Source organism: Acinetobacter ursingii DSM 16037 = CIP 107286 (assembly GCF_000368825.1).
Lineage (GTDB): Bacteria > Pseudomonadota > Gammaproteobacteria > Pseudomonadales > Moraxellaceae > Acinetobacter > Acinetobacter ursingii.
Window position 1 is genome coordinate 584,113 of the sequence record NZ_KB849716.1, and the last position, 25,542, is coordinate 609,654.

27 protein-coding genes and 3 pseudogenes are annotated in these 25,542 nt (G+C 41.0%); 14 read left to right on the forward strand and 16 right to left on the reverse strand.

The window, feature by feature from the left end; genetic code table 11:
- Entirely contained in the window at positions 1 to 804 is an 804-nt protein-coding gene (locus tag F944_RS07410; protein ID WP_004988838.1) for an ABC transporter ATP-binding protein, read from the forward strand.
- Between the two features lie 46 nt (positions 805 to 850).
- Here the strand turns inward: F944_RS07410 and F944_RS07415 are convergent, their stop codons facing one another.
- From F944_RS07415 to rutA, 6 genes are all read right to left on the reverse strand, one after another.
- Positions 851 to 1,717 carry an NAD(P)-dependent oxidoreductase gene (locus F944_RS07415; RefSeq protein ID WP_004988839.1) on the reverse strand — a complete coding sequence of 289 codons (867 nt, stop codon included), beginning with the start codon at positions 1,715 to 1,717 and terminating at the stop codon, positions 851 to 853.
- Between the two features lie 15 nt (positions 1,718 to 1,732).
- Positions 1,733 to 3,097: a pyrimidine utilization transport protein G gene (rutG, locus tag F944_RS07420; protein ID WP_004988840.1), complete on the reverse strand. Its 1,365-nt coding sequence runs from the start codon at positions 3,095 to 3,097 to the stop codon at positions 1,733 to 1,735.
- A 28-nt stretch (positions 3,098 to 3,125) separates the two neighbouring features.
- The gene (gene rutF, locus F944_RS07425; protein ID WP_004988841.1) at positions 3,126 to 3,692 is read right to left on the reverse strand and encodes an NADH-dependent FMN reductase RutF; all 567 of its coding nucleotides are present in this window, start codon (positions 3,690 to 3,692) and stop codon (positions 3,126 to 3,128) included.
- An 82-nt stretch (positions 3,693 to 3,774) separates the two neighbouring features.
- Positions 3,775 to 4,155 (reverse strand): pyrimidine utilization protein C, encoded by a 381-nt coding sequence (gene rutC / locus F944_RS07430; RefSeq protein WP_004988842.1) that lies wholly within the window; start codon positions 4,153 to 4,155, stop codon positions 3,775 to 3,777.
- 12 nt (positions 4,156 to 4,167) lie between these two features.
- Positions 4,168 to 4,905 (reverse strand): pyrimidine utilization protein B, encoded by a 738-nt coding sequence (gene rutB, locus F944_RS07435; RefSeq protein WP_004988846.1) that lies wholly within the window; start codon positions 4,903 to 4,905, stop codon positions 4,168 to 4,170.
- Positions 4,902 to 6,011 (reverse strand): pyrimidine utilization protein A, encoded by a 1,110-nt coding sequence (gene rutA, locus F944_RS07440; RefSeq protein WP_004988849.1) that lies wholly within the window; start codon positions 6,009 to 6,011, stop codon positions 4,902 to 4,904. The genes rutB and rutA overlap by 4 nt, the downstream gene beginning before the upstream one ends.
- A gap of 453 nt (positions 6,012 to 6,464) precedes the next feature.
- Between rutA and F944_RS07445 the strand changes: the two genes are divergently transcribed.
- A complete protein-coding gene (locus F944_RS07445; RefSeq protein WP_010588879.1) occupies positions 6,465 to 7,085 on the forward strand; it encodes a TetR/AcrR family transcriptional regulator in 621 nt (206 codons plus the stop codon).
- 92 nt (positions 7,086 to 7,177) lie between these two features.
- On the opposite strand, the gene rutD is transcribed toward F944_RS07445, so the two are convergent.
- From rutD to F944_RS07460, 3 genes are all read right to left on the reverse strand, one after another.
- Entirely contained in the window at positions 7,178 to 7,969 is a 792-nt protein-coding gene (gene rutD / locus F944_RS07450; RefSeq protein WP_004988852.1) for a pyrimidine utilization protein D, read from the reverse strand.
- 78 nt (positions 7,970 to 8,047) lie between these two features.
- Complete coding sequence (locus F944_RS07455) at positions 8,048 to 8,629, reverse strand: 5'-methylthioadenosine/S-adenosylhomocysteine nucleosidase family protein (RefSeq protein ID WP_372463886.1); 582 nt, start codon at positions 8,627 to 8,629, stop codon at positions 8,048 to 8,050.
- Between the two features lie 53 nt (positions 8,630 to 8,682).
- A complete protein-coding gene (locus tag F944_RS07460) occupies positions 8,683 to 9,822 on the reverse strand; it encodes a TDT family transporter (protein ID WP_004988858.1) in 1,140 nt (379 codons plus the stop codon).
- 204 nt (positions 9,823 to 10,026) lie between these two features.
- On the opposite strand from F944_RS07460, the gene ribF reads away from it, so the two are divergent.
- The 4 genes from ribF (at position 10,027) to F944_RS07480 (ending at position 14,938) form a co-directional block, all read left to right on the forward strand.
- Complete coding sequence (gene ribF / locus F944_RS07465; protein ID WP_004988860.1) at positions 10,027 to 11,028, forward strand: riboflavin biosynthesis protein RibF; 1,002 nt, start codon at positions 10,027 to 10,029, stop codon at positions 11,026 to 11,028.
- 65 nt (positions 11,029 to 11,093) lie between these two features.
- Positions 11,094 to 13,931: an isoleucine--tRNA ligase gene (gene ileS, locus F944_RS07470; RefSeq protein ID WP_004988862.1), complete on the forward strand. Its 2,838-nt coding sequence runs from the start codon at positions 11,094 to 11,096 to the stop codon at positions 13,929 to 13,931.
- The gene (gene lspA, locus F944_RS07475) at positions 13,924 to 14,463 is read left to right on the forward strand and encodes a signal peptidase II (RefSeq protein WP_004988863.1); all 540 of its coding nucleotides are present in this window, start codon (positions 13,924 to 13,926) and stop codon (positions 14,461 to 14,463) included. Before ileS ends, lspA begins: the two co-directional genes overlap by 8 nt.
- Positions 14,456 to 14,938 carry an FKBP-type peptidyl-prolyl cis-trans isomerase gene (locus F944_RS07480; RefSeq protein WP_004988866.1) on the forward strand — a complete coding sequence of 161 codons (483 nt, stop codon included), beginning with the start codon at positions 14,456 to 14,458 and terminating at the stop codon, positions 14,936 to 14,938. Before lspA ends, F944_RS07480 begins: the two co-directional genes overlap by 8 nt.
- A gap of 148 nt (positions 14,939 to 15,086) precedes the next feature.
- Here the strand turns inward: F944_RS07480 and F944_RS07485 are convergent, their stop codons facing one another.
- Both F944_RS07485 and F944_RS07490 read right to left on the reverse strand, forming a co-directional pair.
- On the reverse strand, positions 15,087 to 15,590 hold the full coding sequence (locus tag F944_RS07485) for a hypothetical protein (RefSeq protein WP_010588881.1): 504 nt from the start codon (positions 15,588 to 15,590) through the stop codon (positions 15,087 to 15,089).
- A 6-nt stretch (positions 15,591 to 15,596) separates the two neighbouring features.
- Complete coding sequence (locus tag F944_RS07490) at positions 15,597 to 16,043, reverse strand: hypothetical protein (RefSeq protein ID WP_004988869.1); 447 nt, start codon at positions 16,041 to 16,043, stop codon at positions 15,597 to 15,599.
- Positions 16,044 to 16,114: 71 nt separating this feature from the next.
- Here F944_RS07490 and F944_RS07500 point away from each other — a divergent pair.
- Positions 16,115 to 17,274, forward strand: a protein-coding gene (locus tag F944_RS07500) for an IS3 family transposase (RefSeq protein WP_104794772.1) whose coding sequence is annotated in 2 segments (ribosomal slippage) — positions 16,115 to 16,361 and positions 16,361 to 17,274 — 1,161 coding nt in all. Because the reading frame shifts where the segments join, the coding sequence is not laid out codon by codon here.
- A 5-nt stretch (positions 17,275 to 17,279) separates the two neighbouring features.
- Here F944_RS07500 and F944_RS17270 read toward each other — a convergent pair.
- Both F944_RS17270 and F944_RS16750 read right to left on the reverse strand, forming a co-directional pair.
- Positions 17,280 to 17,566 (reverse strand): annotated as a pseudogene (locus F944_RS17270) (hypothetical protein); the annotation flags it as partial.
- Between the two features lie 81 nt (positions 17,567 to 17,647).
- Positions 17,648 to 17,830, reverse strand: coding sequence for a PAAR domain-containing protein (locus F944_RS16750; RefSeq protein ID WP_227613857.1), 183 nt, complete (start codon positions 17,828 to 17,830; stop codon positions 17,648 to 17,650).
- Between the two features lie 169 nt (positions 17,831 to 17,999).
- Between F944_RS16750 and F944_RS07510 the strand changes: the two are divergent.
- The 7 genes and pseudogenes from F944_RS07510 to F944_RS07540 form a co-directional block, all read left to right on the forward strand.
- Positions 18,000 to 18,488: pseudogene (locus tag F944_RS07510) on the forward strand (type VI secretion system ATPase TssH); the annotation flags it as partial.
- A gap of 16 nt (positions 18,489 to 18,504) precedes the next feature.
- The gene (gene tssA / locus F944_RS07515; RefSeq protein ID WP_004988873.1) at positions 18,505 to 19,605 is read left to right on the forward strand and encodes a type VI secretion system protein TssA; all 1,101 of its coding nucleotides are present in this window, start codon (positions 18,505 to 18,507) and stop codon (positions 19,603 to 19,605) included.
- 17 nt (positions 19,606 to 19,622) lie between these two features.
- Positions 19,623 to 20,987, forward strand: a complete 1,365-nt coding sequence (tssK, locus tag F944_RS07520) for a type VI secretion system baseplate subunit TssK (protein WP_004988874.1) — start codon at positions 19,623 to 19,625, stop codon at positions 20,985 to 20,987.
- 12 nt (positions 20,988 to 20,999) lie between these two features.
- A complete protein-coding gene (gene icmH / locus F944_RS07525; protein ID WP_004988877.1) occupies positions 21,000 to 21,806 on the forward strand; it encodes a type IVB secretion system protein IcmH/DotU in 807 nt (268 codons plus the stop codon).
- A 9-nt stretch (positions 21,807 to 21,815) separates the two neighbouring features.
- Positions 21,816 to 22,388 carry a hypothetical protein gene (locus tag F944_RS07530; RefSeq protein ID WP_010589050.1) on the forward strand — a complete coding sequence of 191 codons (573 nt, stop codon included), beginning with the start codon at positions 21,816 to 21,818 and terminating at the stop codon, positions 22,386 to 22,388.
- Between the two features lie 9 nt (positions 22,389 to 22,397).
- Complete coding sequence (locus F944_RS07535) at positions 22,398 to 23,354, forward strand: M15 family metallopeptidase (protein ID WP_004988880.1); 957 nt, start codon at positions 22,398 to 22,400, stop codon at positions 23,352 to 23,354.
- A gap of 70 nt (positions 23,355 to 23,424) precedes the next feature.
- Positions 23,425 to 23,973, forward strand: a complete 549-nt coding sequence (locus F944_RS07540) for an NADPH-dependent FMN reductase (protein WP_004988882.1) — start codon at positions 23,425 to 23,427, stop codon at positions 23,971 to 23,973.
- Positions 23,974 to 24,186: 213 nt separating this feature from the next.
- Here the strand turns inward: F944_RS07540 and F944_RS07545 are convergent, their stop codons facing one another.
- The 3 genes and pseudogenes from F944_RS07545 to F944_RS16965 form a co-directional block, all read right to left on the reverse strand.
- Positions 24,187 to 24,498 carry an ankyrin repeat domain-containing protein gene (locus F944_RS07545; RefSeq protein ID WP_004988885.1) on the reverse strand — a complete coding sequence of 104 codons (312 nt, stop codon included), beginning with the start codon at positions 24,496 to 24,498 and terminating at the stop codon, positions 24,187 to 24,189.
- A 619-nt stretch (positions 24,499 to 25,117) separates the two neighbouring features.
- A complete protein-coding gene (locus F944_RS07550) occupies positions 25,118 to 25,471 on the reverse strand; it encodes a hypothetical protein (protein ID WP_004988886.1) in 354 nt (117 codons plus the stop codon).
- A pseudogene (locus tag F944_RS16965) lies at positions 25,468 to 25,542 on the reverse strand (IS1595 family transposase); the annotation flags it as partial. The pseudogene F944_RS16965 and the gene F944_RS07550, both read right to left, overlap by 4 nt.

Genomic DNA, 25,542 nt, shown 5'->3' on the forward strand with positions numbered 1-25,542 from the left:
ATGACCAATTTAAATTTACCGTTATATCCAGATAAACCAGCGAACCGACCTCTTGAAACGTCTGTTCAGGTTGAAGATGCACCGATAGGTGCCGAAATCAGTATTGAACAGCTGCATAAATTTTATGGGCAGGTGAAGGTTCTAGAAGATCTTGATCTGCATATTCGACCGGGTGAGTTTGTTGCGATTGTAGGTCGAAGTGGCTGTGGCAAAAGTACGCTGCTGCGCTTAATTGCAGATTTGGAACAACCCAGTTATGGCGAGATTAAGTTTAAATCTGCACGAAATTTTCGTGAAGGCATTACCAGTGATGATATTCGGGTGATGTTTCAGGATCCACGTCTTTTGCCCTGGAAAAGTATTTTACAGAATGTACAGCTAGGATTAGCCAAAGATAAACGTGATATTGCTGAACAACTCTTGGAAAAAGTCGGACTCAAAGACAAAGCAGATCAATGGCCATCACAGCTATCGGGAGGTCAACGCCAACGTACAGCGCTGGCTCGGGCTTTATCGCATTCACCACGTATCCTGCTTTTAGATGAACCTTTAGGCGCACTGGATGCTTTGACCCGTCTGGAAATGCAAAATCTGATTGAGCGCTTGTGGAAAGAACAAGGTTTTACCGCCATTTTGGTCACACATGATGTCAGTGAAGCAGTCCAACTCGCGGACAAAATTATTTTGCTGGATAAAGGTCATATTGCGCATAGTTTTGAGGTCAATCTACCTCGACCACGCAAAAAAGGGGCTGAATTTGCAGAATTAGAACAACGTGTATTAGAGGCTGTTTTGGCCACATAAATAAAGCCGCAATCTGCGGCTTTTATTCATTCAAGAATTTACCTATTTAATTCAACAATACTTGATGAGATTGCTCAAGCACTTGAATAGCCGCTGAAAAATCGACGTGCTCTGCTGTTTGTCGATCGGTTTGAGCATACAACTGTTGTACAGCATATAATAAACGTCCCTGCTGCTGAGTCTCTGCGATCAGATCAAGCGCGATTCCGATATCTTTTTGCAATAAATGCAGCGCAAACGTTTTATTAAAGCGCCGATTCATGATTTTTTGCGGCATCACCGTCTCAGACATGGTACTTTTACCACTGGAGTGATTAATACATGCCAAAGCAGCTTCTAAATTGACCCCACGCGCCTTGAGTACCGACAACCCCTCACTTAATGCCCAAAGATTAGCAGCCATCAAGCTATTATTAATCGCCTTGACCGCAAAGCCAGCTCCACTTTCTCCGACATGTTCAATCTTTCCCGCAAAGGCCTGAATCACAGCTTTGGCTCGTTCAAAAGCAGTGGCATCACCCCCAATCATTACAGTCAATGTTCCCTGTTCTGCACCAATGGTTTGTCCTGAAACTGGCGCATCCAAAAACTCGATATTCCGCTGTTTTAACGAATGGCTCAAGTGTTGTGCCGAGCAAGGAACACCACTGGTACAATCTATCCAGATACTGCCAGATTGAGGTGGATGTGCAGCAATCATCGCTTCCACCTCTGCACTTGTTGGAAGGGAGGAAAAAATAAAATCGGCCTGTACTAACACATCCAGATCAACTGCAACTGTTGCAAATTGGGCTGCATGTGCCTCTGCTTTACGTTGAGTTCGATTCCATACCATGACCGTGGCATCGAGCTGAGTTAAATGCCCCGCCATATGCCATCCCATCGCGCCTAGACCTATAAATCCGATACGCATCAGCAGATTTACTCCTTAAGACCGCGGGCTAAGCGGTTGAATATTTTGATCATCATGTGCTGAAGTGTCTGTCTGGTTTAAAGTCTTTTGATTTCGATTCAGTAATAAATTCAGTACAATCGCAGCCAGCGTCGCAGTTCCAATCCCGCCCAGATCAAACGAACCGATATGTAAACTGAAATTTCCTGCCCCCATGATCAAACTCACTGCGGCAATAATCAGGGTACTGTTTTGACTAAAATCAACCCGATTATCAATCCAGATTTTAGCCCCTGCCACGGTAATCAAACCAAAGACCACGATCGAAGCGCCGCCCAGTAAAGCAACCGGAATGGTATGAATCACGGCACCAAATTTAGGTGAAAGACCCAGTAAAATGGCAAATATTCCCGCAACAACGAATACGGTCGTCGAATAAACTTTGGTTACCGCCATCACGCCAATATTTTCAGCATAGGTGGTCATCCCTGTCCCGCCAATTGAGGCAGACATGGTGGTACACACGCCATCAGCAAAAAATCCACGCCCCATATACGGCGAAAGATTGCGTCCAGTCATGGCAGAAACCGCCTTAAAGTGCCCCAGATTTTCTGCTACTAAAATCAAGGCAACAGGGGCTATCAGCAAAATCGCATTGGCTTGAAAAACGGGCGTATGGAAGGTCGGTAAGCCAAACCAAGCCGCTTGCGCAATGGGGGTAAAATCAATGGGTTTGCCCCATCCCAATACATTGGCGAAGATAAAATAGGCAAAATAAGCCACACATAACCCGACCAGTAATAGCAAACGTCGAAGCATGCCTTTGGTGAATACTGCTACTGCGCTAATACATAGAATAGTGAGAACCGCCATCCATGTATCAAAACCATTGCTAGAAACGCCTTTAATCGTCACTGGAGCAAGATTTAATCCGATGATCATGACGATGGCACCTGTGACAATCGGTGGCATCAATTTTTCAATCCATGCCGTACCTGTACGCATCACCACCAAACCAATCAGCGCATAAATTATTCCGCAGACAACTGTTCCTCCCAAAGCCAAAGCCAGATTTGGGTTTGCTCCAATACCGTTGTAGCCCGTTGCCGCGGCAACTGCTGCAATAAACGCAAAACTTGAACCTAAATAGCTGGGTAAACGCCCACCTGTAATTAAAAAGAATAAAATGGTGCCAAAACCAGTAATAAAAATCGTCAGATTGGGATCAAAACCCATCAATAACGGTGCCAGCACGGTTGCCCCAAACATGGCAAAAGCATGTTGTAAACCCAGTACAACACTTTTTCCTGCGGGAAGATATTCATCAATCTGAACAGGATTTTGATCCAGATTGCCTTGATAAGGTTTAAATTTGACAAACCACGGTTCTTGACTCGACATCGCTATTTCTCCTCATTTCACATGAGATTTAAGCTACATAATGGGGTTCACAATAGTTGCGGTTAAAATACATTAGGGGGTTTTGCCCCTGACCATACTGGATCGCCTTGACCTCGCAGAAAAAAACATCGTGGCTACCGACGGATAGGCTCTGCACCACTTCACAATCAAACGACACCAAGGCATCTTCTAAAACAGGCGCCTGTGTGACCAATGTTTGCCATTCTCCCTGAGCAAAGCGTTCAGGCATTGGTGTTTTGCCACCAAAAAGATTAGATAGGGTGGTCTGATGCGCCGCCAGCGTATTGACACAGAGCACCTGATTTTTCTGAAAAGTTTCAAATACAGAAGCAGAACGGTTTAAACACACCAATAATGTCGGTGGGCTATCGGTAACACTGCACACGGCGGAAGCCGTAAAACCTGATTTCCCAGCGACACCATCGGTGGTAATCACATTAACCGCAGCGCCCAGATTGGACATCCCCTGTCGAAAGGCCTGTTGATCGACCTGCAAATGCGTAGAACGATGAGACGGTGTAATTTTTTCAAGCAAGCTTTTAAGCTGATTTGTGGTGTGTGTTAATACAGTCATTGCTGATCTCCCCCTCAAAACATCAACGTCATGAGGATTCACGTATGCTATTTAACAGCATAAGAAATTGGTTTTGGTGTAGTTAAACGTGCGCCACTGAGGCGATTTCAACCAGCGCATCGGGTTTGACCAATCCCACCTGAATGCAGTAACGGGCGGGACGTTCATCTGGAAAATATTCCGCATAAACCTGATTGATCGCAGCATAATCGACCCAGTCACGCAAAAAGATGTGATTAAAGGTGACATCTTTTAAACTGCCACCTGCATTGCTCAAGATGCTCTTGATGGTCTCCAGCACATGCCGGGTTTGTGCAGCAGCATCGCCTACATGCACCACATCGTTGTTTTCATCCAGCGCTAAAATGCCTGAGACATATACGATATTATCGGCTTTGGTTGCAGGCACATACGGTGCTAAAGGCGGTGGTGTTCCTGCTGGTAAAATAATCTGTTTAGGCATGACGATACTCCCTTAAGCGGTCTTGGCAAACTCTGGGTTATGTTGAAATGTGTCGACAAAACTTTGCGTATCTGACACCCAGCCAAAAAAGGTTTTGATGTTGTACATACTGGCCGTATGCATTTCTGGCGGACCTGCTTGATAACAGGCATCATCCAGAGCCACCCCAAAATATTCGAGGAAGAAACCATCGCGCAGAGTCGATTCCACACAGACATTGGTGGCAATCCCGACAAACACCAAATTGCGAATCCCGCGAGCGCGTAACATGCTATCCAGTGCGGTATTGAAGAAACCGCTATATCGTGGTTTTTCAATCACAATATCTTGTGTTGTAGGTTGTAACTCATCAATGAGTTCAAAATCCCAACCGCCCTTTGCCAGTAATTTACCCTGTAGCTCAGGCTGCTTACGCATGGTTTTCAGCGCATTGGATTTATGAAAATTAGGCGAACCTGCACCGCCCGCTTCGACATATTGATCATCCCAACCATTTTTAAAGTAAATCACTTGAATGCCCGCAGCATGGGCTGCTGTAATCGCTTTTTGAATATTGGCAACCACAGGTTTGGTTTTGGACACATCAAAACCTGCCAGATCCAGATAACCTCCGATCGAGGTATAGGCATTTTGCATATCAATTACGATGAGAGCGGTCTGTTCTGGCACAAGTTGGATCGCTTCAGGTTCTGCTTTCAACACACGACCTGTACCTGCGCGTTCGGTAAAATCTGCAATCACGGTATTCATGCGCTTTTCTCCAAAGTTTGAGTGGGTTGATACTCAGCAACCACCTCCTGACGCGATTTCATCAGCGGTTGGATCCGTTCGCCAAAGTCTTCAACGCCTTGTACAAAGTCATCAAAAGTCAGCAAGATGCCTTCTGTCCCCTGAATTTCAGCAATTTCATCCAGCATGGCGGCGACCTTCTCATACGAACCAACTAGCGTTCCCATGTTGATATTGACGGGTGAAACACTGGATGCCATTTGACGAATATTGGTATCTGTGCCTGATTTAGTATCTTTGCCGCCCTGATTCATCAGCCAATTGATCGCCTCTACATCGGCACCGTCGTTATAGCTTTGCCATTTCGCCATTGCTTTTGCATCGTTTTCTGCCGCAATCACCATAAACAACACATAGGTCTGAACATCACGACCTGTTTGGTCGGTAAAATGTTTTAAACGATCATTAATTTCTGCGTATGCCGTTGGTGTATTCAATCCTTTACCAAATACAAAGTTATAGTCGGCATGTTGGGCGGAAAATTCGAGCCCTGTATCGGATTGTCCTGCGCAGATAATTTTCATCTCACTTTGTGGTTGCGGGCTCACCCTGCAATCATCCATCTGAAAATGTTCGCCCTTAAAATCCGACTGCCCTGTCGCCCAAAGTTCTTTCAAAATTTGAACGTACTCAGATAAGTATTCATAACGCTTACCGAAATATTCATCGCCTGGCCACATCCCCATTTGGCTATATTCAGGGGCTTGCCAACCTGTCACGACATTCAGACCAAAGCGTCCATTGGAGATTGAATCAATGGTCGAAGCCATCCGAGCCACAATCGCTGGCGGCATGACCAATGTTGCCGCAGTTGCATAAATCTTAATTTTGCTGGTAACCGCAGCCAATCCTGCCATCAGGGTAAAAGTTTCGAGGTTATGATCCCAAAATTCAGTTTTTCCACCAAATCCACGCAACTTGATCATGGACAGGGCAAAATCGAAACCATAATGTTCAGCGCGTTGTACAATTTGCTTGTTGAGTTCAAAAGTGGGCATATATTGTGGCGCATTTTCTGAAAGCAGCCAGCCATTGTTTCCGATGGGACAAAAAACACCTATTTTCATTTGGTCAATCCTCTTGGGAAGATGTAATGCATGGATGACTTGAGCAATCGCTAAAACTCATCGATTCAATTTTTAAGAATGGCCATTTCTTGTTATTTTCTAATGCATATGCCATGCCAACTTTGTTTTATTCATAATTTATAAGCATTTGAATAAAACATATGGTCAAATTGTTTTTACCGTTTAGTAAAATTATGGCGCACAACAATGCACTATTTGAGTGAAACGCGAGTCAATAACGTGCAAAAAAACAGCAAAACCATCATCATGACATTCGACTAAAATTTATATAATTTGTTTGCTTTTTGAACAAAAAGATGCTGGAATTTCAAACAACTCCCGCAAGATGAAGTACTTATTTTTTCTTCTCGGGCAGAAAAATAAATTTAGGCTGTGCACAAATCGCGCGGTTTACCTTACAATCCTTCTGAACCGTCTAGACTAGTTATGCCAATGGAACAAAAAAAGAGTACGCAAAAACGAAATCAGTTGCTCAGTGCTGCACTGGATGTCTTTTCAACTTACGGTTTTAGCGGGGCAAGTCTGGATGAAATTGCTCAACTGGCAAATATGCATAAGTCCAATATTTTCTATTATTATGAAAATAAAGAAGCGCTTTATGTGGAAGTGCTGACCACGGTTTTACAAAAATGGCTGGCACCTTTACAAACACTGGAAGTTGAACTCGAACCGACAGAAGCACTGGCGCATTATTTGATTCAAAAAATAGAAGTATCACGGACTCAACCTAAAGCCTCTAAGCTTTTTGCTTTAGAGATTATTCAAGGTGCACCGCATATTTTGGAAATTTTAAAAGGGCCATTAAAAAAACTGTTTAAACGCAAGGCCAAAGTGATTCAAATATGGCAGGAACAAGGCAAGATTTCTGCCGACATTGATCCAGAATTATTGATTTTAAACATCTGGGCGGTCACTCAAAATTATGCTGACTTTAGTATTCAAATGGAAATGGTCACAGGCAAAACCCTGCGTAATCGTAGTATGCAGCAACGTGCCATTGAGCATACGGTACATATGATGCTTTACGGCGTATTGCCACGTCCTTCAGCTTGATCTTTATCGGTGTTAATCAGCTTTAGAAGATTAAAATTGACGAGACTCGTCACAGCGCATTTTACTACCATCTGAATGGTGATAAAGATCGATCAAATCTGCTGTAAAAATCTTAAAATCCGCTGATTGACCAAAGCCGCTTGCGTTACCGTTGAAGCGTGCCCTCCATCTGCCATCAAATAGAGTTCGGCTTGAGCTACTAATTTCCACAGTTTTAAACTTTGATGATATGGCACCAACATATCATCTTGATTTGCAATCAAAAGAACGGGCCTTTGCGCAAGCTCAGTCAAATGCTGTGGTGTGATCTGAAAATGCATTAATGCTGAAATACGTCGTATAACATTTTGAATTGGTGGAAAATCTTTTTGCTGTTTTTGTTCTTGTTGCTCAATTTCAAGATGATACTGAGAAATCCAGCTTGGCGGATATAAAAATAAAGCCTGTGCAGCAATATACGCCGCAACTCCCGCATGTTCGAGTAAAGCCAATCGGGTTTGGAAAGATTTTAAAGTGTGTGGATCTAGCGCTGCCCACCCATTAATCACGGTTAAGCTTTGCATGTTTAATCCAGATGTAGCAAGCAACTGAGTTAATTCCAGCCCAATAAATCCGCCTATCGCATGACCAACAAAATGGAACTGGTGAATATTCAGTTGTAGCAATAGATTTTTAATTTGCTCGGCTAAATCCTGAAAAGAATAAGTTTCTGACAATAAGGCACTATCAGCATGACAGCCTTCATGATCATAAATCAAAACATTATAAGCTTGCTGAAAAGCAGCAATCTGTGGCTGCCAAAACTGGCCGTGTCCACCCAGACCCGAAGAAAAAACCACATATTCCTGACTGGCATTGAAAGCAGGATAAAGCTGATAGTTCATTTTAAACCATTTGGTCAAATTAAGTTATCAATCACCCAGCAAGATTTATGCCTTTTTCTTCAAACCTAATTCACTATTTTAGAAATGGCGCTGATATAAGGCCAGTAACTTCTGTGCGCCCAAAAGTAAATTGGCTTCCCAATCCAAATGCGCCGTATCATTGGCACCATCACTAATGTATTTAACGGAAATACAGCGAACACCTAGTTTTTTACACACCTTGGCGATCGCATACGCTTCCATATCCACCAGATCACAGGTGAGCTTGGGTACACCGGTTTCAAAAGAATCACCTGTACCACAAATGCCTTTTGGCAATTCTGAAAAAAAGGGTTCAAGTTCAATTGCAGCAGGAAAGTCCTGATCCAAAGGCGTAGTTCCAATCGCAAAGCCCAAAGGAGAAACGTCCATATCACGTTGCACCACCTGACTGACTTCAACCAATGTATGTGCATCAAACGTAGCACTGCCTGCACTCCCCAAATTCAACAGCACATCACAGCCCGTTTTTTGAATCACGTCAAATGCACTAAAGGCGGCATTGATTTTGCCAATACCGCTATAGTGAACACGAATACCCGCCTGCTCAAATAGACCTTTGGATTCATCAGGAATTGCCATGATCAGCGCAACTTTCATGTTGTATTCTCTCCGTTTCATTACAGCGCATTTAAGCTGATCAATTTTACATATACAACTTTATCTAAAAAGAATTAATGATTTTCCTGCTGCTGTTTCCAAATCTGTAAGCAAGGAGAAAAAAATAATTGTCCTGAATATGCCCCACGAATGGTTTTTAAAGTGACCAACACCCATAAACCCAATAACAACATCATCAAACCGTGGACAATCACCGTCAAACTACTCCATTGTAATTGTAACGCCAATTGTTGCAGTGCCAAGATGAACACTCCTAAAGGAAAGGTCAATCCCCACCAGCCCAAATTAAATGGAATGCCCTGTCGCAAATGATGCAAACTTGCAAAAATCGCAATGCCTAACCACCAAATACCGACTCCCACAAACACCAGAGCAATGAATAGACCGCTATGCTGCAAAAAAGGCCCAAGCAGTTGTAAATTATGCTGTTGCAAAACCTGTGGAGCAGCCTGTCCAAGTAACAGCATTGCCAGTGCTCCCGTTCCAATCGGGCCAATCGATAACCAGCTTGAAATCGCCAATTCTTTTGGGGGGATTTGATGTAAAGCCAATCGCAATATCAAAATGGCCAAAACTAAAAAAGCAGGTAATACAGACGTGCCCCAGAGAATGTAACTGCCCCACAAGATTGCAACAGCATTGGGTAAATCTGGCGCAACATTCAAAATTAAGCCCCCAGAGCTTGCGGCAACTTCTGCGGCGACAATAGGAAGCAACCACATTGCGGTCATGCTCGGTAGTGTATGTTGCTGACGACTAAACATACAAAATGGCACAATCCATCCCACCAAAATCGCCAATAGCACATCCAGATACCAAAGTTTAAGCGCAATCAGCACAGCCAATTCACCGAAAAGAGGCACGCCATAGCTCAAAAAACCATTGAGAACCGTGGCCAATGCCATGGGAATCGTACCCAGAAACAAACTCATCGTCGGATGACTCAAAATCTGCTTGGCTTCTTCAGGGTAAAAAAACCAGCGCGCCAGATACAGCACACTAAAAACAATGAACAATGCGCTATTGAATATCCATAACATCATGCCAAGACGATAAAATAAACTGGACGCGAAAGGAAAATGCGCCAAAATCAAGGCGACCACACCAGTACCCATGACCACCGCAAACCAATTTGGGGTAAATTCCCGAATCAATTTTTGCTTCAATTGCATTTGATCAAATAGAATATTCATTCAATTTATCTCATCGTCTGATAGAAGCATCATAATCAAAGTTTAAAATAAGAAAAATTGATTTATTTTTAATTTAATTATAAGTATTATCTATAATAAGAAAAAAGATCGTGCTTTTTGCCTGCATAAAAACGCAACAATAGCACCAAGCCCTCAGTTTATGGCAATATAGAGGACTTTCAAAAATTAGCTTCATTGACATCCATGAAACTGCTCCGCCTGAATGCCTTATCGCCAAATTTTAAGTTGCCTGCGACTGCGGTGACGATTGGCAACTTTGACGGTGTCCATTTGGGGCATCAGGCGATGATCGCGCAACTCAAAAAAATTGCACAATCAAACGGCTTAAAAACGCTGGTGATGGTCTTTGAGCCCCAACCCCTTGAATATTTTAAAGGCTTTGACGCGCCACCACGGATTAGTTCGCTTCGAGAAAAAGTCGAATATTTGACTGAATTAGGCGTGGACTATATTGCTATTGCCAAATTTGATGAACAATTTCGCGGTCTAAGCGCACAACAATTTGCAGATTTACTACATTTTAAACTCAATGCACAGCAACTGATTTTGGGCGATGATTTTCATTTTGGTAAAAACCGTCAGGGCAATAGCGCGTTTTTACGTGATTATGGCTTTCAAGTCACCAATTTAGACACCATTGAATACCATGGAGAACGGGTGAGTTCTACTCGTATTCGTCAGGTTTTGGCCGAAGGTAATTTAGCTCTGGCAGCACAGCTGTTGGGTCGTCCTTACAGCATTATAGGTCGAGTGCAATATGGCGATCAGATTGGTCGCACTATTAACTTCCCGACCATTAATGTGCGTTTAAATCGGCATAAACCGTGTTTAAGCGGTATTTATGGGGTAGATGTGGTCTGTGAAAGCAGGTCTCTACGCGATAAAGTGCAAAGTGATGATCCTACACAAAAAGGCATTGAGGGCTATCATCTCGACAGTTTATTTGGTGCAGGTCATGTCGGAACACGCCCTGCGATTCAACAGGAACATCCCGAATGGCGATTGGAAGTACATTTCCCGCAAGTTTCTGCTAATCTGTATGGCCTGTTAATGCGAGTGACGTTTCTAAACTTTTTACATGGTGAACGAAACTATCCATCGCTGGACGCGCTGAAAGCTGGAATTGACCAAGATGTGGAAGATTTACTTGAATTTCGAGAGCAACACCCACAATTCCCTTTTTAATCTTGAATTTTTTTGATGCTAAAACACGTCAGCTTTAACGCTGATCGAACTGGAAGACAACTTGCATGAGCGATAAGCAAACTCCTGAAAATGCCGTGGATTATAAAGCCACACTCAACCTGCCGGGCACCGAATTTGCCATGAAAGCCAATCTGGCTGTGCGCGAAGTCAAATGGTTAGAAGAGTGGTATGCCGACAACATTTATCAGAAGATTCGTGCAGCGCGTATTGGCAAGAAAAAATATGTTTTACATGATGGCCCTCCTTACGCTAATGGTCAGATCCACTTGGGTCATGCGGTCAATAAAGTCTTAAAGGACATTATTGTTAAAAGCCGTGTGATGGATGGTTTTGATTCGCCTTATGTACCGGGTTGGGACTGTCACGGTTTACCCATCGAACTCAAAGTCGAAGAAAAAGTCGGTAAGGTTGGTGTAAAGGTCGATGCTTCAACTTTCCGTAAAGCTTGCCGTGAATACGCCATGAGTCAGGTCGATTTACAGCGCAAAGACTTTATCCGTATGGGTGTGTTTGGGGATTGGCAAGATCCGTACCTGACTATGAATTTTAAACAAGAAGCGGATATCGTCCGTGCTCTAGGTGAAATTCAAAAAGCAGGTCATATCGAGCCCGGCTTAAAACCTGTCAATTGGTGTATCGATTGTGGTTCGGCACTGGCAGAAGCCGAAGTTGAATATGAAGATAAAAAGTCCGATGCAATTGATGTCGGTTTTGGTGTGGTTGATCTAAATGATCTTGGTCAACGCTTGAATGTAGAGGTGACTGCACCAACCGATATCGTGATCTGGACGACGACGCCATGGACATTACCTGCCAACCAAGCGGTTGCATTACATGCCGAAATTGACTATCAATTGGTACAGGTACAGAGTGACCGCGGTACTCAGAACTTTATCTTAGCCAAAGACTTGGTTGAATCTGCGATTGCCCGTTATAAACTAGAAAATCCTGTTGTTTTGGCAGATTTCAAAGGTGCCGTGCTTGAGCATCTGAGCTTACAGCATCCCCTGTTGGCTGATCGTCAAGTGCCTGTGATTTTAGGTGAACACGTCATTGCGACCAGTGGTACGGGTGCTGTACATACCGCGCCGGGTCATGGTGCAGACGACTATAAAGTGGGTCTGATCTATAACCTAAAAGTGGATAATCCTGTCGGTGGCAATGGCGTGTATTTACCGACTGCGCCCATTTTTTCAGGCGAACATATCTATAAAGCCAATCCGCAAATTATTGAAGCATTAGGCGCTGTAGGCCGTTTATGGGCGCATCAACCGATCGTACACAGCTATCCACATTGTTGGCGTCACAAAACCCCAATTATCTTCCGTGCCACACCGCAATGGTTTATCAGCATGGATGCCAAGGGTTTACGTGAATGTGCCTTAAATGCGATTGAAAATGACATCAGCTTCGTGCCTGACTGGGGTAAAAACCGAATTGAGTCGATGATCGAAGGTCGTCCAGACTGGTGTATCTCACGTCAACGAACTTGGGGTGTTCCAATTCCGTTCTTTGTGCATAAAGATACGCATGAACTGCATCCACGTACGGCTGAACTGATCGAAGAAGTAGCGGAGTTGATTGAGAAAGAAGGCATTGATGCTTGGTTCAATCGTGAAGCCAAAGACTTTATCGGTGCAGATGCCGAACAGTACAATGCGGTACGTGATACGCTCGATGTCTGGTTCGATTCAGGTACAACCCACTATGCCGTATTACGTCAACGTGAAGAACTCACCGATCCTGCCGATTTGTATTTAGAAGGGTCAGATCAACATCGTGGCTGGTTCCAGTCATCTTTATTGACTTCGATTGCCATCAACGAACGCGCGCCATATAAAGGTCTACTCACACACGGTTTCGTGGTCGATGAAAAAGGTCGCAAAATGTCGAAGTCTTTGGGCAATATCATCACGCCACAAGACATCATCAAAGACATGGGTGCCGATGGTCTTCGTTTCTGGATTGCTTCGAGCGACTATCGTTATGAAATGACTGCGGGTAAAGAAATTTTCAGTCGTGCATCAGACGGTTATCGTCGTATCCGTAATACCTTGCGTTTCTTGTTGGCCAACCTCAATGGCTTTAAACCATCAACCGATGCCCTGCCAGTTGATCAACTGATTGCATTGGATCAATACATCCTGCAACGTGCTGTTGAGGTTCAAAAAACGATTCAACAAGCCTATGAAGATATGAACTTCCATATCGTATGTAGCGCTTTGACCAATTTCTGTATCAATGACTTGGGTGGTTTTTATCTCGATATCATTAAAGATCGTCAGTACACCACCAAAGCGGATTCACAGGCGCGTCATTCTGCACAAACTGCACTGTATCACTTAGTTCAAGCCTTTGCTCGCTGGATGGCACCGATCTTGAGCTTTACTGCACAAGAAGCATGGCCATTGATCCCAGAGCAAACCGAACAATATGTGTTTACGGCTGAATGGTATGATTTGCCTGTCGCATCCACAGCAAACCTGATTTCTGAAGCCGATTGGCAAACCTTGATTCAGGTTAAATCAGCAGTCAACAAGCAGATTGAAGCGGCACGTAATGCCAAGCTGGTCGGAAGTAATTTGTCTGCCAAAGTTGAGATTTGGGCCAAAGATGAACTGCAAACAGTATTGAACCAATTAGGTGATGAATTACGTTTTGTTCTCATTACGTCTCAAGTCAATGTCTATCCATTCGCTGAACAAGGTGAAGCAACCGAGATGGATGGCTTACGCGTGCAAATTTCGGCAGCAGAAGGTGAAAAATGTGTGCGTTGCTGGCATGTATTGCCAGATGTGAATACCCATACTGATCATCCGGGTTTATGTGGTCGTTGTATCGTAAACGTCACAGGTCGTGGCGAAGTGAGAAAATATGCCTAAGACCCAAACAAAACAAGGCTTATTCCAGTTTTATCCACATAATCTGATTTGGCTTGGACTGGCTGTCCTTGCCATCATTTTAGATCAATGGACCAAATGGATCGCCAGTACTCATCTGAATTATGCCGATCCTGTACCTGTCTTACCATTTTTAAACTGGACGCTGTTGCATAACTATGGCGCAGCATTCAGTTTTCTCTCGGATGCAGGCGGTTGGCAGCACTATTTATTTACAGGGCTAGCAGGTATTGTCTCGATTATTTTTGTGTTTTGGCTGATGCGTATGCCTAAACACAGTATCATCTTGCCTGCGGCCATTGCTCTGATTCTAGGCGGTGCTTTAGGCAATTTAATTGATCGTATGACCTTGGGTTATGTGGTCGATTTTATTCATGTCTACTATAAAGACCACCATTTTCCTGCATTCAATATTGCCGACAGTGCCATTACGCTAGGAACCATCCTCTTGTTAATTGATACTTTTTTTCTTGAAAAGAAACGTATCCAACGTGCAGAAGTGAAACATGACTGAAATTATTCAACCAAATGAAGAAATTCGTATTCAAGAAGGCGCTCAGGTCGAGTTACATTTTTCTGTAGCGCTGGAAAATGGCGTCGAGATTGATAATACGCGTAGTCGCGAACAACCAGTCAGCTTAACCATTGGTGATGGTAATTTATTACCGGGTTTTGAAAAGGCTTTATTTGGTTTACGTGCAGGCGACCGTCGTACCGTGCATTTGCCACCAGAAGATGCTTTTGGTCCGTGGAACCCTGAAAATGTTCAAAAGTTTGATACAGTTAAATTTGAACAGCGTCCTATCGTTGGTCATATGATTGAATTTGAAGATAAAGCCAAAGCATCATTATTTGGTGTTGTGGCATCAGTCAATGATGATATTACCGAAGTGGATTTTAATCATCCGCTTGCAGGTAAAAATATTAGTTTTGAAGTTGAAATCTTTAAAGTCACCCCTGCTGGTCAGCAAGGGATCAAGTTGATGTGATACCCATGTAAATGATTTGAACCTTCTAGTTGGACTAACAACGTCCAACTTTAGGAGGAAGGTTAATAAATGAGGTTTTTATTGACGATAATCATCTGTATCTAAAATTTTAAATAACTTTCTTCGAATAAATAGGTAAAATTTTAAATTATTTTAGATTCAAACATTTTAATTGATTTAAATAGTCTTTATCTTCATTAAGACGTTGAATATAAAGATTTTGGTATTTTAGTATTTTTTTTGTATCTTTCTGAAGACTTTCTGGAATTTTTTCCAAATCTATAAATATTGAATACTTCTGAATAAATTTATTCATTATACAAAGACCATCAACGGCTTCCAGAGTTATTTTCTTATTGTGTTTAATATCATTTTCAAAATTATCATTATCTACTTCATAAGTACCTATTAAATTTTCTACTTTACGAACTGTATAAACAAATAACTCATTATTCATTTCAGACTTACTATTAACAGTATTATATGCCGCTATATATAATTTTCTTGACTGGCTTATATCATCAGCAATACTGATAGTTCTTGATCTAAGTTCATTACTTATTTCAATTTTTCGTTTTTGCTGATTTCCACTATCTGCATGACTACAACCGACCATTAGCATGCTCATAAATAAAATAATTAAATTTTTCATCGATATTCACCATTCAGTGCTATCAAAGGTTGCTTCCTCTTCCGAAATTGGCACTTGATAACTGTATTTTGTTCGGCAAAGTTCATAAGCTTGCGTATTCCATTTTTTATTAAAAATCATTTGATAAAGCCTTTGTCCAATCATAAATGGGCCTCTATTTCTTCTAGTATTCATAGCCAATGCTGTGTATCTAGCACTATCAAAAATACCGTATCCAGTAGGACTAAGCTGTATAATATCTTCCAGATTCTTATAGTGAGCTGCCACTCTAATACTAAAACTATCCTTCAAAAGTTCTGTCGCCACAATAAGAGCCTTATCTCTTGAAATTCTATATAAATAGCTAGCAAATCTTAAATACATCATTGTATGAAAATATTCAGTATAGATTAACCCTGGACTATTTTTTTCAATTTCTTTCAAATCAAATTCAAGACCAAATCGTAAAGCCATTGATCCTAGCCAAAATAATGGACAATGATTCCCTCTAAAGATAACGTAACATTAACTTTGGAGATGTAAAAATGGCTAAACGCTTTAGTCCAGAATTTAAACAACAAGCAATTGATTATGCACTTTCAAACTCGCACGAATCTGTGGCTGCTATCGCCCAGAAATTAGGTGTGGGTTATTCAACATTAGATAAATGGATTCGTGAGACCAACCCCACTGGTTCCAGCAAAAGACAGCTCTCGCCAGAACAACAGCGTATTCTCGATTTAGAAAAAGAAGTCAAACAACTCAGGGAAGCTAATGATATTTTAAAAAAGGCGCATGTGTACTTCCTGACAGATCATGCCAAGAAAAGTACACGGTAATCCAAGGCCTAGCTGTGACTGAAATTACGGTTTCTTCTGCCTGTAAATGCCTAGGTGTCAGCACTTCGGGCTACTATGCTTGGCGAAAGAGACAGATTTACGTCAATCAGAAGTACACTGATTTAAAAGCTGTATATTGGCAACACCATGCTCGCTTAGGAGCACCTTCATTGGTGCACGACATGCATGATTTAGGTTACTGCATGAGTGAACGTACAGTTGGAAGGATGCTGAAAAAGCTCAGTTTACGCAGCAAGATTGGACGTAAATATAAGCATACGACTGATTCAAATCATCATTTGCCGACGGCACCGAATTTATTAGATCGCCAGTTTACAGTCACTCTGCCAAATAAAGTTTGGACAACAGACATCACCTATATCCGAACCAAAGAAGGTTGGCTGTATTTATGTGTGATGCTAGATTTATTTAGTCGTCGTATTATAGGTTGGCAAACCAGCCATCGGATAGATCGTCAATTGGTATGTGATGCATTTAATTATGCAATGGCACGTCAGGGGTATCCAACAGGTGTCATGGTGCATTCGGACCAAGGCTCACAGTACTGTAGTCGTGATTTTAGAGCACTATTATTGGCGAATAACTGTATTCAAAGCATGTCACGTAGGGGGAATTGTTGGGATAATGCGGTGACTGAAAGCTTCTTTCATACATTGAAAGGTCATGTGATACATGGCAGTGTATTTGCCACTCGAAAAGAAGCCAATGCTGTCTTGTTTGAATATATTGAAGTTTACTACAATCGAATCAGACGACATTCTGCAAACGGCTGGTTAAGTCCTGAAACCTTTGAACATAAATATTTTAAGAATTTAGAGGGATATGTTGTCCACGATACTGTCTAGGATCACATATCATATTCAAAGGGTTGCCTATTTTTAATATGGTCCCAAAGATGTTGAGGAATACAAAAAGTATACGGGACTGTTTTCTTCACTTTGATTAAATTTTCCCATCCACTACATACCGTTAAATAACCATCATCGGCTCTACAAAGATTGGTTGTTTTTTAAATTTATACGTTCTGCTGCTTTAACATTTATAGGGGTTTTAACATAACTTTCTATGAAAAATTAAACATCCTTCATTATTATTTATACGATTATTACTCCCCTGAATTTCTACTGTAGAGTTCATGGAACTAAGTGCCTAACCTGTATCTTCATCGATAAGTTTGAATTAAATTTTATATATCTTTTATTGAGTCAGATATAAAAATCATTTTTGAGAAGATAAAGTCGCATTAGAATTCTTAAGCTGAGAAGTTTTTGTAATCCTGCCTCCATTCTCTTGCACCACCAGATTCTGTTTTGGTAATAACTTGCAACCACAAGATAATGAGTCATTTGCCCGTGCTGCTGCTTTTCCCATCACTTGCATATGCAGGTCGCCCGAAACAATCGTTGCATAGGATTAAAATCTGCAATCGTTTTCAGCTTTCTTATCACCGAAGTATTCACTAATCCTATTTTTAAGTACTTTCTGTTTCGAATCTACCCAAGCGTACGTGCTAGTGTAGTCAAGATTAGAGGGTAAATTTTTTTTATGTGTGAGAAGAAAGTTGGTTACCCTCATGCAGGCTTGTCTAAATCAGCCTGTCGATCAATGGCCGAGTGCGGAAGCGTTAATCGAGCATCTGAAACCTAGTCTTTATCAACAGTTTAAACCTGCCTTTTTAGGTCGTATGCGGATTGTGCCTTATTTTCCACTTCACGATGATCTATTGGTCAAAATCATTCAACACAAATTAGCGAAGGTCACTGCTAGGATTGAGAAACAATATAAAACTCAAATAACTTATTCTGATGATTTAATTGAATTATTACTCAGTCGTTGCACAGAAGTGGACAGCGGTGCGCGGAATGTTGACCATATTTTAAATGCTTTCGTTTTACCAGCGCTAGCGACTGAAATTCTAACCGCACTGGCTGAACAACAATTGCCTCAACAAATCAACATAGATGTCAAAGAAGATGAAATCATCTATTTGATTGATCCTATCGTAAAGAAAACGCCCAAAAAACGTACTTCCCAGAAAACCAAAACCACTGAAGTGTAGAGAGTAACCACTGGATATGAGTATCGACATTTCACCCTTACTTGAACCCATTGCAGCGCAAAACCCTTGTGGAGATGATTATTCATTTTCAAATGAATTTCATTTGATTAAACAAGCACGTACGCAGGATGATACTTTGCTGGATCAAGGTGACTGGGTCACTGAACGCAAACAGGCAGACTGGGATCTGGTCGCGAGTACAGCTACACAAGTCATGTGTGAAAAAAGTAAAGATATTCGTCTTTTAACGTGGCTGACGGAAGCTTGGTCAAATCAGTCTGGTTTTAATGGAATATCCGCAGGTCTTGAGTTGAGTCATCGTCTGTTAAATCAATACTGGTTGAGCATCCACCCTGAAATTGAAGAAGATGACCTCGATCAGCGAATTGGTCTTTTACAAGGTTTTATCAATCAATTGCCGTCATTCATTAAAAAAGTGGCACTGATCAATACCGCACCATTTTATCACTTACTGGATTACGAAAATTTTCTTTATCATCAAAATATTCGACGCAAACAGGCCGATGAATATGATCAGCAAGATCATGTATCTGAGCTTGAACAGTTTGAGCAAGCTTTGTTTAATACTTCGAAAAGCTTTCAATACCAAAACTACCAAGCCTTTAATGAGATTTTACAACATTGGCAAACGTTAAAAACTGTTCTGGATGAACTCATGGGGTTAGATGCTCCAAGTTTTGCCAATATCGACTCAAATTTAAATGACATTCACCAGACTTTAAAAAAAATCTATAAAGCAGATGCTTTTGCTACTGCTACACCGAATGAAACAGAATCTCCCCCTCTTTCTAGTATTCCTCCTCTTGTGGAGCCTGCTATGGCGCAGCCAATCACGACCTCGAATCAAGCTGTTTTTCAACCACAGGCGCAAAATCATCTGGCTAATCGAGAGCAGGCCATGAAGGTTTTACAGGAAATTGCCGATTATTTTCAGGCTAATGAACCACATAGCCCTGTCAGCTATATGCTACAAAAAACCATTAAATGGAGCCAAATGCCACTGCATGAATGGCTCACGCAGGTCATTAAAGAGGATCATCCTCTGCAAATGGTTCAAGAAACATTAGGTGTACAACCTAAAAATGAATATGAATAAGGGTTGGTCGTCATCTTATGTTTAAAGCAGAAAAAATACTTTGGGGCGAAGGTTTATTTTTACGACCTCAGCATTTTCAGGTACAAGATAGTTATCATGAACAACGGTTAAATCATACCATTCGTAGCACGATCCCCTTTGCGTATGGCATCAAGCAGCTGCGTTTTGATGAAAATCAACTTGGCATGCATGTTCTGGCACTCGAAAATGTGGATATGATTTGGCAAGATGGCGAAATTTATCAAGCGCCTGCACAGGATTTGTTGCCTGAACCCATTTTACTGGATGATTTAAATCTTCGTGGTGAAATGTTAATTTATCTGGCTTTACCACTGTTACAGGCCAATAAACAAAATATTACCTTTGATCAGAATACCCAATCGGGTCGTTATCATAGCCATCTGATGCAAACGCATGATTTATTTACCAATGCCAGTCCTGCTGAGATTAGTTTATTAAGACGTCGTGCAGAATTTAAATTATTCGATTCAACACTTGATCCCCAACACGATCTTGATGGTTTTTTATATCTGCCCATTGGTCAAATTAAACGGCATAGTTCAGGCTCTTTTGAACTGGATCGTAAATTCATTCCTCCATTGCTACATATTGAAGGTTCAGAGTCCCTCACTTCAAATTTGAAACGTACGTTGAATGTGATTCGAGCCAAAATCAAAACTATTCAAACCAATAATCGTGAAAATGAACAAAAACTGATTGAGTTCCGTTCTGGCGATATTGTCTCATTCTGGCTGGTCAATGCATTAAATACGGCACATGCGACTTTAAATCATGTACTGCAAAATCCGCAGATTCATCCCGAGCGTCTATTTTTTGAATTACTCCGCTTAACGGGTTCATTGTTGACATTCTCCACTGCATACGAGGTCGATCAACTTCCTCAATATCGTCATCACCAGTTGCAAGAGAGTTTCCAGCAACTGGATATGATTTTGCGTGATTTACTCGATACCATTATTTCCAGTCGTTATATCAGCATCGCTCTTAAAGAGATTCGTCCATCTTACTGGCTAGGTAGTCTGGAATCAGACAAGATTACTCGAGAGAGTCGTCTATATATCGCAGTTTCAAGCAGCATGATGCAAACCCATGAACTGGTTCAAATTGTACCATTACGCTTTAAAGTCGGTAGTACTCTCGATGTTGAACAACGTGTAGTGGCCGCCTTACCCGCGATTCCTTTACACCACCTGATGCAAGTACCTACTGCCATTCCAGTTCGTTCGGGGGTAAGTTATTTTGAAGTTGAACCTCATCATGAACTTTACCAACGTATGCTGGAATCAGAGTCGATTTGTATTTATGTTCCTGCTGGTTTTCAGGATATTAGTATCGAACTGATTGCTGTGATTAATGCATAAGGAGGAGAAAAGATGACTCAACCAACAGGTGCACCCTCTCTATTTGACGATGGCAAAATTGGCGGTGGACTTACGCCTCCAGTTCAAAGTCAAAGCAAAGCCCAGACCATTAATCTGGTCGATTTGCTGCATGACGGATTCTACATTGTGTTTTTAATTCGTAATCAATACGTCCCTTCTGACACCAATGAATTTCGGACAAAAATTCTGGATTTGCTCAATCGATTTGAACAACAGGCCAAGAAATTACATTTTTCTGCTGATGATATCCATGATGCAAAATACGCGTTTTGTGCATTATTAGATGAAACCATTGTCACACAACCAGACCCTAGTTATTTTAATCTCCAAAATGCATGGTTAATTAGCCCCTTACAACTCAGCCTATTTGGTTCTCAACTAGCAGGCTATCGTTTTTTTGAAATTTTGGAACAATTACGTAGCCGCGGCAAAGATCGCCTCCCTGCACTTGAAGTTTTCCACTACTGCTTACTTTTAGGTTTTCAAGGCAAATATCGTATTGAATCCATTGAAAATTTAAATCATTTGGTGGCACGTGTTGGTGATGAAATTGATTATCTCAAAGGGAAAAAAGCAGCTTTTTCTCCTTTTGCTGCGATTCCAGATCAAATTAAACACATGATCCATGGCGAATTACCGTTCTTCTGGATTCTGATTTTCCTACTCTTATTTGCATTACTTAGTTTTGCTGGTTTACGTTATATGCTTTCCAACCAAAGCTCTCACGCACTAGCACCTTATCAGAACGTAATTTCGGCTCCTGCTGAAGAAGCTCACATTACTATTTATTTGCCTTAGTGAATGCATATGGCTCAAGATAAACCAACATCGATTCGCATCTTACAAAGTCATAAAAAGAAGATGTTATCACCAGCTATACTGGTTTTGAGTGGTTTTTTAGCTGGAATATTAGTCAGTATTTTCGGATTTATGCTTTTTATCAAAAGCTCAAATATCAATGAAAATACCAATTTAAACTTAGATGCAACTTCAGCGGCTGACCATACTGAAGCCACTCAACAACCTATAAATGCTGAGCATACTACGGATCATTCACATTCTAAGCAAGAGCATGCCTTAGCCCCTCAAGAAGCAGACGATGATGAAGCAATTCAACAGCCTAAAGACAGTGATTTGAGTAAGTTATTTCAACATGCTCCTGCTGCTGCACGTGTTTCTCCATTTGAAGTCACCAAAGCTCCAACACCTGCTCAAAAGCCAATGCCTACAGTAAAAGCAGCCGCCCAATCTATAGCGATTGAACCGAAAAACAACGCAGTTCAGACGGATAAAAATTCGATTGCTCCGTCAGAAAAAGTTGAGAGTCCGCGTGCTTCTGTCGAAATTGAAGTCACTCGAAAACCTTTTGAAGTACAGTAAACAGCTTCCATGATTCTGCTGATTTTGATTTGTTTTTTCGGGCTTGCTTTCGCTTTAGCCTGTCTGATGTCCTACGAATTGCGTCAAAAGCTTTTAAACTCATTACATAATGTATTACCACAAAGCAAACAAAAGCTAAATCGGGTAAAAACTTTTGCACAGCATGTTCATCACGCTTCTGCACCTGAACGACTTCAATCGCACTGGTATGTACAACAATGGTGGATTTTAATTGCTGGTTTTTTTCTGTTTGCCAGTGTGATGATATTTGCTTTTACACGACCCATTCAGCCAACACATATAGAAGCTGAATATTTAAAAGAAGTCGATCCACAAATTTATACGCTTTTGAATGGTGAAATTTTAACTCCTCCTCCTGAAGTGGATGAGTCTCTGGTTGAAGCTGCCATCGTTGAAGCCAATCAGCTTGAACAACAATATCAAGCTCAAAATAATCAGTCGATTCAGACATCACAACTCGAATCTCTACATCATCATGGTTCACTAGACGATCAGTTGGTTGATCGTAAGTGGGATAAAATGCATCCACGCTATAAACAACGTTTGCTCATGGTCTTTAAACTGATGAAAGAGCGTTATGGCTACGAACTGGTTTTACTCGAAGGTTATCGTAGTCCTGCACGTCAAAACCTTCTTTCAGGCAATCCTAATACAACACGCGCACGTGGTTATCAGAGTTATCACCAATTTGGTCTAGCCGCAGATGTTGCCTTCAAGCGTAATGGTAAAGTGGTCATTACTGAACGTGATCCATGGGCGATGCGTGGCTATCAATTGTATGGTGAAGTCGCTGAATCAGTCGGTCTTACTTGGGGTGGTCGTTGGAAATCGATTCAAGACTATGGACATACTGAATACCGCATGCCAGGTTTGAAAAAGACCAAAGAAATGGCAGATCAACTACTAGCTGAAGCAGAAAGGACAGTAAACAACTCAAATTTATAACAAAGCTCTACTTTTCAAATCTACTCTAGATTGGTTAACTGCTAATTGACATTATAATTTTGGAATAATCATGCGCATTTATATTATTGTTGGAAGTATCCGTGAGGGACGTACTGCGATCAAAGTCGCAAATTGGGTAAACCATTGTCTTTCGAGTCAACCAAATACAGATCTTCAAGCTGAAATTATTGATTTAAAACAATGGGATTTACCACTTTTCGCAGGCAGCCATCCACCTGCTACGGGAATTTACGATCAACCCAAACAACAAGAGTGGGCCGATAAAATTGCGCAGGCAGATGCCTTTATTTTTATTAGCCCTGAATACAATCACGGTTATAGCCCTGCGCTTAAAAATGCATTGGATTATTTGGGCAAAGAATGGAGTGGAAAACCAGCCTCATTTATTAGCTACGGGGTGACCTATGGTTCAAATTCGGTTGGACAAATTCGTCAAGTCACCTCAAGTTTGAATATGATCGATCCGAATGCAGTGATTGAAATTCGAGATATCTTCAAACGTAATAAAGAAGAAAGCTTTGAAGCCAATGAATTTGAAGAAAAAGCATTAACCGATTTGGTACAGAAACTCAAAAAATACCAAAAAAATTCTGTGTAAGCTAAAACTTACATATATCGTCGTTATTGCCGAATTGGTGTATCAATAGATTTCATCTATTCTATAAAATATACAGAGACAGGAAGTCTCATTGAAAATAATAAGATGCATAGGATGCGGTCATAGATAGGATATTTGTGGCACTATAAACGGAATATAAAGAAGCCCTGTCAGGATGATGGGGCTTCTTTTTATCTATTACTTATATACGATTTACAGACTTCTTAAATATTCAACCACATCGATATTTTTTGCCATTTCAGCAAGCTGTAGCGCAGTATATTCGCCTTTATATGCAACATTTGCACCTTTTCCCACGAGTAACTTCACTACGGCTAAATTGTCATTCTCAGCAGCGGCCTGTAATGCACTATACCCCTCATCATCCGTCTGATTGGGATCAGTTCCTTCTGCCAATAATTGTTCGACTTGTTCCACATCACCAAGAGATGCACAGTATACAAGTTCAGGAAGATGTAACTCTTCATCATCTTCAGGGAGTTGAGAGAAGGAGTTGAAATGCATAATCAGATATCTCCTTTAAATTAGTTCATTACGATTTCTAAGTACCCAGTATGAGTAATAATGAAATTAAGATATCTTTAAAAGTATAAATATTACAACTGACGGAAAACAAATATAGTCTCCTAATATTTATACCGTGATTTCTAACCCTTACTCTAGATCTTCTACCCAAACGAAACAATTACAGGATGAACTCACGTATAGAGTACTATTAAATCATCCTTTAAATCACAAGAGATCCATGTATCTCATGGAGGAATATCATAATGATCTATATATTCCCTTTGCAAGCTGGAAAAATTAAATTAAATTGATGCTGACATTCATCAGCAATCATTGAATCATTCAAACCAAGCTCTTGATAAAACTCAATATTCGTTCTTTCAATGTCTCATAAAAAAATCCTTGCTTTGATAAATTACTATGCTTTTCAACAAACTAATGAACTAACGCACTGAAATGATCGAATGTAAAATAAGTAACATTCAATTCCACTGTGCGCATCACCTTATATGGAAAGAGTCCTGAATCTCTATGGCAACTTTGAAATGAGTTCTAATCGATTTTTTTATTGCATCAAAAACATCATGAAATAAAGAATATTTAATCTGATTCATCGTTATGCATTTTCGCTGTGAAATTTTTCCCATGCTATAGATTCGATATTACCAGTCAGTTCATTTGATGCCTCATCAAATAACTTATACATGATTTGATACTGAGCGATTGACGCACTTCCTTCAAGACCTAACAAAATCGTATATAGCGCATCCGTTAAAACTTCTGAAACAATATTTTTAGTCAAATTAATTTGTTCATTACTCATTCCAGATTCTGCTAACACATGAATTCGTGATATATCGGAATCAATAGTAAAGTATCCTCTAATCAGATTATCCTTTAGGTCTTTAAATTCTTGTACAAATTCTTCTGTGGTAATAAAAACATTAGGGGCTGTAGTAGATAAGGTCAAATACCCGTCCAATCCAACAGTATTTCGAGCTGTTGTTTTGGACTCCCATAGTTAAATCTAAACTCACATTC